Below are 8,365 nucleotides of genomic sequence, written 5' to 3'. Positions count from 1 at the left end.
TGGCGATGGCATCCGGAAAGCCTTTTACGGGCGTTATCAACCTTGATGACCCATTCGGCCCTCAGCTAGCTAGCCTCGTCCGGGGTGAAGTGATGACTTATGGACTTAATGAAAAGGCGAATATTCGCGCGCTAGCTCCACAAGTTGGGGTTGGCGAAATTTCATTTAAGCTTTCAACACCTATTGGATGCACCGATTTGAAGGTGAATGTCGGTGGGCGATTTAATATCTGGAATAGTTTGGCAGCGGTTGGATCATCGTTGGCCGTTGGAGTGCCATTAGATGTAATTGCAGAGGGATTGGAAAGCGCACGCGGCGTTCCGGGACGATTTGAAGCCATTCCAACAGGTCGTGATTTTGATGTGCTAGTAGATTATGCCCACACACCGGATGCTCTCGAGAAATTGCTTTTAACAACCCGTGAGCTTAATCCAAGGCGTCTGGTCGTCGTCTTTGGCTGTGGCGGTAATCGTGATGCCGGCAAACGTCCAAAGATGGCGAAAATTGCTTCCGAGTTGTCCGACCGGTGTATTGTCACCTCAGATAATCCGAGAATGGAAAACCCCGATTCGATTATTGGGCAGATATTGGTCGGTATTCCCTGCGAAAAGATGAGCCAAGTAGAAGTGGAAGTTGACCGTCACAAGGCAATCAAGCTTTCGGTTGAAACCGCCAAGACAGGTGATCTGATTGTGATTGCGGGCAAAGGGCATGAGGATTATCAAATTATCGGCGAGACAAAATTTCCATTTGATGACCGGCAAGTTGTCCGTGATGTGCTGGAGGGGCGATCATGAGGCAATTCCGGCTAGGCGAACTTGCGGATGCGATGAACGGGAAGCTAATTGGCGGCGACCCGAATTCTATCGTGACTAATTTCGCGATCGACAGCCGTGAAGCCGCAACCGGCAGCCTGTTTTTTGCCTTAACCGGCGAACGTACCGATGGCCATAATTACCTTCCGCAAGTCATGGCGGGGGGGGCTGTTGGAGCAGTAGTTCATCGACAGCAAAAAGGCGATTTACTTCCACAGATTTTAGTCGACGACACCCGCTTGGCAATGGGTCGGATGGCGAAATGGTATCGAAAACAATTCGATGTGAAGGTGCTAGGTGTAACCGGAAGCACTGGCAAGACGAGCGCCAAAGAGATGCTCGCTGCAGCTTTGGGAGTTCAATATAGCGTCCTTAAGAACGAAGGCAATCTCAATACAGAAGTCGGACTACCGCTCACTCTCATGGGTTTAGAAAAAGAGCATGAAGTTGCAGTGCTCGAAATGGCGATGCGTGGTAAAGGGCAGATTGAATGGCTTGTCGAGGTCAGCCAGCCTCAATTAGGCTTAATCACTAACATTGGTATCAGCCATATGGAGCTATTGGGAAGCCGAGACGGAATTGCTGAGGCCAAATCGGAGCTTCTCCAGGCGCTCCCTGCTGATGGAATTGCCATCCTTCCACGAGATGATGATTATTTTGAATTTATGCGCAAGCTGGCCCCTTCGGAAGTGATTACTTTCGGCATACATCCTGAAGCTGATGTGCGTGTGATGGAAGCCAATCTGACGGATGAAGGCGAAACCGAGTGCCGGTTCTCGCTGAAAGGCAAACGCTTCTATTTGCTTCTTCCTGTTTTAGGGAAACACCATGCGATGAACGCTGCCGCCGCTTTAGCGGGAGCGATTGCTCTCAAAGTGGATCCTGAGCCGGCTTTGGATGGTCTGAAGGATGTTCGTCTGCCCGCTATGCGAATGGAAGTGCTCAGAGGCAATGGCCTAATACTAATCCTCGATGCCTACAACGCCAATCCGCAATCGATGAACGCTGCCCTCCAAACATTAGGCGAGATGAGCCATGGTAGGCGCACTATCGCAATATTGGGTGATATGGCTGAACTTGGTTCGCTTTCTGAGCAAGGCCATCGTGAGGTAGGGCAAACCGTTGCGCAAGTTTTACCTGATCAGCTAATTACTCTTGGCTCCAAGGCAAAACTCATTGCCGAAGTCGCCAAAGAGAATGGCTACCCCTCATCGAAAATAATCCTAACAGATGAATTAACCGAAACCTCGCAAGCGGTTGAGGTGCTGGCGCAAGAGAATGATTTGATTTTAATTAAAGGTTCGAGAGTGCTCGAGATGGAGCGCATTGCCGAGCAACTGCTTGGACAGAAAATCTCTTCGAAAGGGGAGGCGCTTTAGCTATGCCACTAGCAGTTGTCATATCATTTTTGGTGGTTGCACTTCTCGGCAAGCCGTTTATTGAGTTTATCCAAAAGATAAACGGCGGTCAAAACGTCAGTAAATGGCTTGATTCACATCAGACCAAACAAGGAACCCCCACCATGGGCGGCTTGCTGATGATCTTTGGTGTGTTGGTTTCTTTCGCTATCTTCCAATGGATGGTGCAGATAGGCATTTGGCCAAAAAGTGATCTTAGTTTGCTTTCAAATTCTATACGATTTAAATCATTAGGTTATTTGACAGGAAATGATACTGAGTGGGCTTTGCTTGGGATCATCCTTAGCTTTGGGTTCCTAGGATTTCTCGACGACTATATTTTGCCCCGACTTGGAATGAAGCGCGGATTAGGATGGAAATGGAAGATTCTTCTGCAATTCGCAATTGCCGTGCCTTTTATTATCTTCAACTCTAAGCTCCAACATGGCATGCCTTACTCATTTTATGCCCTTGATCCTACGGTTCTATATAGCATCCAATTGTTTTTAGCGGCGATGATTATTGTTTGGTGGGTTAATGCTTTGAACCTGACTGATGGGCTTGATGGACTTGCTGCCGGCAGTTCCGCAATCGCGCTTTCAGCTTTAGCAATTCTTGCCGCAAGTGATCATAGTCCTGTTTGGCTAATCAGTTCTAAGTGGGTAATATGGTCTTTAGTGGGTTCTTGTTTGGGGTTTCTATGGTGGAATGCGCCTAAGGCGAAGATGTTTATGGGTGACACCGGCTCGATGGCTCTCGGCGCTGCTTTTGCCTACTTTGCTTTGCAAACCAACTTAGCGGTACAAGCCTTTCTTGTCGGTGGTTTGTTCGCCATCGAAGCCCTGTCGGTGATGATCCAATTGGCCAGCGTGAAGCTAAGAGGGAAGCGCATTTTTAAATCGAGTCCTATACATCACCATTTCGAACAGCTTGACTGGCCGGAATCGACGATAGTCATTAGATTTTGGTTGATCGCGCTCTTTTTTGCCGGTCTTGGGCTTTGGTTATTCGGGGAATTAGCTTGGAGGTAGTTTAGTGTTTAAGGGGATGCGGGTAGCGGTTATTGGGCTTGGGCGAACGGGATACGATACTGCAACGATTTTGAAATCTTTGGGGGCGATGCCGTTCGCCTATGAGAGGAAATCCGAGGCAGATCCTAATATCCTGTGGGCCGCCCAGCATCTTCGCAACCTCAGCGTGCCTGTCTATACCAATTGGTCTGGTGAGATTGACCTTTTGAACATCGATTTAGTGGTGCCAAGTCCAGGCGTTCCCTGTGATGCTCCAGTGCTTCAAGATGCGCTCGCAAAGGGGGTGCCCATTCTTTCGGAGATTGAGATTGCTTATCGAATCGCCAAATGCCCCATTATTGCAATCACCGGCACGAACGGGAAATCGACTACTACCACACTCATCGCTCAGATGATCAAAGCAAACGGTAAACAGGCTTTTATATGTGGCAATATCGCAGGGGTCGAAACGGAAATGACCCTTATTCATGCCGCCGCCCAAGCTCGCGAAAGTGATTTCTTGGTTGCTGAAATCAGTTCGTTCCAACTTGAATGGATCGAGCAGTTTAAGCCAAAAGTGGGTGTTCTCACTGTTATTCAGCCCGATCATATGAACCGATACAACAACGATTTCGCCCTTTATGCCCGAACAAAAAGCAAGTTATTTGCCAACCAAGACCCTAATGATTTTGCTGTTTTGAACGCAGATGACCCCAATACCCCTAAATATGTCACCCAATGCGAAGGGCAAAAGCTTATGTTTACCCTTAAAGACAGCCCCACTGACACGACTGGATATTTTCGCGATGATGTACTATTCATAAACTGGGGCGGGAAAGAAATCGGTTTATTGCCGCGTGATGAAATCCTGCTTCAGGGCAAGCATAACATCGCGAATGCTCTTGCAGCATCCTTGGCAGCGTTAGCGCTCGATGTTGAAGTATGGGCAATCCGTTCGGTTTTAAGAAGATTTAAAGGCCTTCAGCATCGCATGGAACTGGTGGGCACGGTTAATGGTGTTCGATATATCAATAATTCGATGTGCACCAATCCGGAAGCGGCGGCAGCTTCAGTTGATTCGCTTGATACGCCCATTGTTGTGATTGCCGGTGGGGAGGATAAAGGATTGGACTTCGAACCATATGTTGAAGTTTTGGCGCGTCGGGCAAAGCATTTGGTACTTATAGGGGCACATGCGGATGCGATTGAAGAAGCGGCGAGGGCGAAAGGGTTGAATGCTATCCAAAGAGCGGGAAGCATGATGGAAGCTGTTCGTCTTTGTTCTGAGATTGCGGAAGTAGGCGATACGGTTATCCTTGCCCCAGGGTGTGCGGCATTCGATATGTTTGTTGACTTCAAAGCACGTGGAAAGCAATTTCGCCAAGGCGTTAAGAAATTGCCGAGGGATTGATGAGCAATAAAGCGGTTGGACAGTCGGATTCGGCTTTAACCAAGTGGACGATCGTCATGCTGTTTATCGGCACGATGGCCATTTTCGATGCCGGGTTCACGCGTGCGCTTCATCAGTACAAAGACATGTGGCATTGGATTAGGCCCCAGTTAATGTGGGTGGGGATCGGCCTTGTTGCGATGTATTTTACCAGCCGACTGAATTATGGGGTGTGGAAACGTTACGCGAATGTTCTTATGGTTCTCAGTTTAGCGCTGTGCGCGTTAGTTTTGGTTCCTGGGATAGGCTCTGAAATGAACCATGCTCGGCGATGGTTTTCAGTGGGAAAGTTAAATGTGCAACCAGCCGAGTTTGCCAAACTTGCAGTGCTCTTTTATCTGGGGGCCTTCTTTGCATCACAAGCCAAAAGAATAAAAAACAGACATCGGTCTAGTAGCCAGCCTGGGTTTTTTGAAAAGTATCCATGGGTGACGCCTCTTATTGCGGTCATAGTTCTGATGGGGTTAATCGAGCGTGAGCCTGATATGGGCACTGCTATCATTGTGGGGGCGATTGCTCTTGGCATGATATGTCTAGCAAACATAAGGTGGCCTATAATCATCGGCATGGTGTTAATAGCCGGAGTATTTGGCTATGGCATGATTAAGCTTGAAAGCTATCGGGGCAACCGTATAAAAGTATGGCTAAACGCAGAGAAATATTATGAAGGAATGGGCTATCAGATTATTCATGGGGAAATAGCAGTCGGTTCCGGAGCGTTATGGGGATTAGGTGGACTGGGTGGAATTGGTCAGGGCCGTGGGAAACGTTTTATCCCAGCAGCCACCACTGATTATATTTTTGCCACAATTGCTGAAGAGACTGGGTTTCTGGGCAGTATACTTTTAATAATAATTATGTTAGCGATGGTTAGGCGATGCCTGGCAGTTGGGGGGAGTTGCAACGATCCCTTTGGAGCGATGGTCGCTTCGGGGGTCGGATGGTGGATTGGATCTCAAACGCTTATGAACCTGGCAGTTGTGACGCGTTCAATACCGCCAGTGGGTGTGCCGCTTCCATTCGTAAGTTATGGCGGTTCGAGTTTATTGGTTCTATTGGTGGGCATCGGCGTGGTGCAAAGTGTAGCGCGTCATCGGGTAGGGGGAGGTGAGTGCTGATGATGAAGATAGTGGTTACCGGCGGGGGAACAGGCGGCCATACAATGCCGGCTCTAAGCGTGGCATTAGCCGCTCGACAAGCCGGAGCTGAAATTTTATATGTTGGGAGCGAGCGCGGTATCGAGAATCGTGTCGTGCCGGCTTATGACGTTCCATTTACAGCGCTAGAGGTCTATCCGTTATCAAAGCCGTGGTCAGCCACAGGGGCTAAAGCGCTCATTAAATTCTGGCAAGCCTATCGCCATGCACGGAAGCTTTTAAACGATTTTCAACCGGATGTCGTATTCGGCACAGGGGGTTATGCGGCGGCAGCAGTTTTGATGGCACAGATCAAGCGCAAAGGCCCGACTGTTCTTCATGAGCAGAATATCATCCCTGGTCGCGTTAATGCCAAACTTGGGTGCAAGTCTTCGGTTGTATGCCTGGCATTTAGTGGGGCCGAAAGTCATTTTCCCGGCGTTAAAACGGACGTGGTGGGTATGCCGCTTCGTAGTGAAGTGACTAGCACTGAGTTAACTGCTGCGCAGGCAAGGGAGCGTTTTGGTTTATCGCCCGACCGATTTACAGTAGTTGTAGTCGGCGGTAGTCAGGGCGCGCAGGGACTGAACGAGGTTATTTTATCAACTGTTCAGCATTTGCCTCAGCAAACCGTTCAATGGCTCCACGTTTGCGGTGAGCAGCATAGTAAGGCGATGCGCCATACAGCTGATGCGATTGGTTTGAATGGCAACTATAAGACGTGGAGTTTCCTCGAAGGGGTTGATGTTGCGAACGCTTATCGCGCAGCCGACATGTTGGTCTGCCGGGCAGGCGCCTCGACATTGTTTGAAATCGCTTATTGGGGGCTACCGGCGGTCCTAGTGCCTTATCCTTATGCATTTGCCGATCATCAGCGATTTAACGCCGAATATTTCACCCAACGGGGCGCTGCTGAGATGATCAATCAATTTGAACTCACCCCTGCTAGTTTATCATTGGCAATCGAGCGTTGGCGAAGCCATGAGGGTCAAAGACAGGAGATATCGGAGCGGGTCAAGGCATTATCGATCCCCGATTCAACCGAACGCGTCCTGGAAGTTCTGCAGCAAGTTTCCGGCAAGAAATTCGACCAATTTTTTCGCAAGCCCCTAGGGGCAAACAAAGCAGTCGTAGAGATTATGTCCAAGAATGGGGCAAAAGTCTATCCCGAAATGTAGGGGCAGAGCTTGCTCTGCCCTCCGGAGGGCGAAGCAAGCTTCGCCCCTACGCACGGATTAGGGAAGCAGAATGAGTTACGACTCTCAAATTCATCATCGTAGATCTATTCGGCTCAGTGATTATGATTACTCACAGGCAGGCGCTTACTTCGTGAGTATCTGCGCATATCATCATAAGTGTATCTTTGGTGAAGTAGAACAACGAGCAGTATTATTAAATGATTTAGGGGGAATTGTCGCTGAATGCTGGAATGCATTGCCTGAGCGATTTGAGGATGTTGAACTTGATATGTCAGTCGTAATGCCAACTCATTTTCATGGGGTAATCTTGATTGGGTGTAATGACAAACCTCCTCAATCCCCTCCTAATTTAGGAGAACTAATACGCGTGTTCAAGTCTACATCAACTGTTCGTGCGAACCAACTCATGGAGTATCCAGGTAGGTCTTTATGGCAAAGAAATTACTACGAGCATGTAATAAGGGGAGAGAGTGAACTCACATGTATTCGGCAATATATTGTCAATAATCCTATTCAATGGGAAACTGATAATGAGAATCCTGAAGCTGAAGCGGTGGAAATAGAAATGCCTTGGGAAGCATAGATTTAGTTAATCGTATTATTTTTATGGAGTAGGAATTGTCGAGAGTTATGGTTATTGAGACATTTGAGCAAGTTAAGCGGGTTCATTTTGTTGGTATTGGCGGGGCGGGGATGAGCGCGTTGGCTCATCTTGTGATGCGTCGCGGGATTCAGGTAAGTGGATCGGATATTCTAGAGAGTGAAATTACTCAACGCTTGGCTGGTGAAGGGGCGGAAGTTTCGATTGGGCATAGCGCCGAGCTAATCGAGGGCGCGGATTGGCTGATCATCTCTGATGCGATTAGTCCCAAGAATCCCGAGCTTGTGGCGGCTAAAGAGAAAGGACTTTCTATCTGGCGGCGCTCGGAGCTTTTGGGTTGGGTGACCAAGCAATATCAAAGCATCGCCATTGCCGGAACTCATGGCAAAACAACCACCACAGCGATTCTCGGTCAGATGTTAATCGAGGCAAAGACCGACCCAACAATTCTTGTCGGGGGAGATATACCAGGTTTTTCAGGAAATGCTAGGGTCGGAGGGGGTAAAGTACTTGTAACTGAGGCCTGTGAAGCGTATAATGGATTCATAGATTTATGGCCGCATATCGGTGTGATCACTAACATCGAGGCGGACCACCTAGACTTCCATGGAACGGAAGAGCAGTTGCGCAGAAACTTTATGGCATATGCGCGGTTGTTGCCCACGGACGGGCACTTAATTCTTCATCAGGATGATCCGGCCACGAAAGAAATGGCCACATCGGTTAACTGCAACATCCACACATTCAGTCTCAATGG

General features: G+C 48.6%; 8 protein-coding genes. All 8 read left to right on the top strand.

Features of this window, described 5'->3' with window-relative positions; genetic code table 11:
- On the top strand, positions 1-797 hold a 797-nt coding region (gene murE / locus WCO51_06760; GenBank protein ID MEI6512962.1), incomplete at its 5' end, for a UDP-N-acetylmuramyl-tripeptide synthetase.
- A complete protein-coding gene (gene murF / locus WCO51_06755) occupies positions 794-2,194 on the top strand; it encodes a UDP-N-acetylmuramoyl-tripeptide--D-alanyl-D-alanine ligase (GenBank protein MEI6512961.1) in 1,401 nt (466 codons plus the stop codon). The genes murE and murF, both read left to right, overlap by 4 nt.
- A 2-nt stretch (positions 2,195-2,196) precedes the next feature.
- A complete protein-coding gene (mraY, locus tag WCO51_06750) occupies positions 2,197-3,243 on the top strand; it encodes a phospho-N-acetylmuramoyl-pentapeptide-transferase (GenBank protein MEI6512960.1) in 1,047 nt (348 codons plus the stop codon).
- A gap of 4 nt (positions 3,244-3,247) precedes the next feature.
- The gene (murD, locus tag WCO51_06745; GenBank protein ID MEI6512959.1) at positions 3,248-4,633 is read left to right on the top strand and encodes a UDP-N-acetylmuramoyl-L-alanine--D-glutamate ligase; all 1,386 of its coding nucleotides are present in this window, start codon (positions 3,248-3,250) and stop codon (positions 4,631-4,633) included.
- The gene (locus WCO51_06740) at positions 4,633-5,790 is read left to right on the top strand and encodes an FtsW/RodA/SpoVE family cell cycle protein (protein MEI6512958.1); all 1,158 of its coding nucleotides are present in this window, start codon (positions 4,633-4,635) and stop codon (positions 5,788-5,790) included. Before murD ends, WCO51_06740 begins: the two co-directional genes overlap by 1 nt.
- Entirely contained in the window at positions 5,790-6,986 is a 1,197-nt protein-coding gene (gene murG, locus WCO51_06735; protein ID MEI6512957.1) for an undecaprenyldiphospho-muramoylpentapeptide beta-N-acetylglucosaminyltransferase, read from the top strand. Before WCO51_06740 ends, murG begins: the two co-directional genes overlap by 1 nt.
- Before the next feature lie 70 nt (positions 6,987-7,056).
- Positions 7,057-7,590, top strand: a complete 534-nt coding sequence (locus WCO51_06730; protein MEI6512956.1) for a transposase — start codon at positions 7,057-7,059, stop codon at positions 7,588-7,590.
- A gap of 35 nt (positions 7,591-7,625) precedes the next feature.
- On the top strand, positions 7,626-8,365 hold a 740-nt coding region (locus tag WCO51_06725; protein ID MEI6512955.1), incomplete at its 3' end, for a Mur ligase domain-containing protein.

Source organism: bacterium, from assembly GCA_037131655.1.
Lineage (GTDB): Bacteria > Armatimonadota > Fimbriimonadia > Fimbriimonadales > JBAXQP01 > JBAXQP01.
Note: the sequence above shows the minus strand (reverse complement) of the source record. Positions and strands in the feature narration are given on the sequence as shown.

Excerpts from the sequence above, each read along its gene's own strand:
- murF (MEI6512961.1), top strand. The coding sequence starts at position 794 with ATGAGGCAATTCCGGCTAGGCGAACTTGCGGATGCGATGAACGGGAAG.
- mraY (MEI6512960.1), top strand. The coding sequence starts at position 2,197 with ATGCCACTAGCAGTTGTCATATCATTTTTGGTGGTTGCACTTCTCGGC.
- WCO51_06740 (MEI6512958.1), top strand. The coding sequence starts at position 4,633 with ATGAGCAATAAAGCGGTTGGACAGTCGGATTCGGCTTTAACCAAGTGG.
- murG (MEI6512957.1), top strand. The coding sequence starts at position 5,790 with ATGATGAAGATAGTGGTTACCGGCGGGGGAACAGGCGGCCATACAATG.
- WCO51_06730 (MEI6512956.1), top strand. The coding sequence starts at position 7,057 with ATGAGTTACGACTCTCAAATTCATCATCGTAGATCTATTCGGCTCAGT.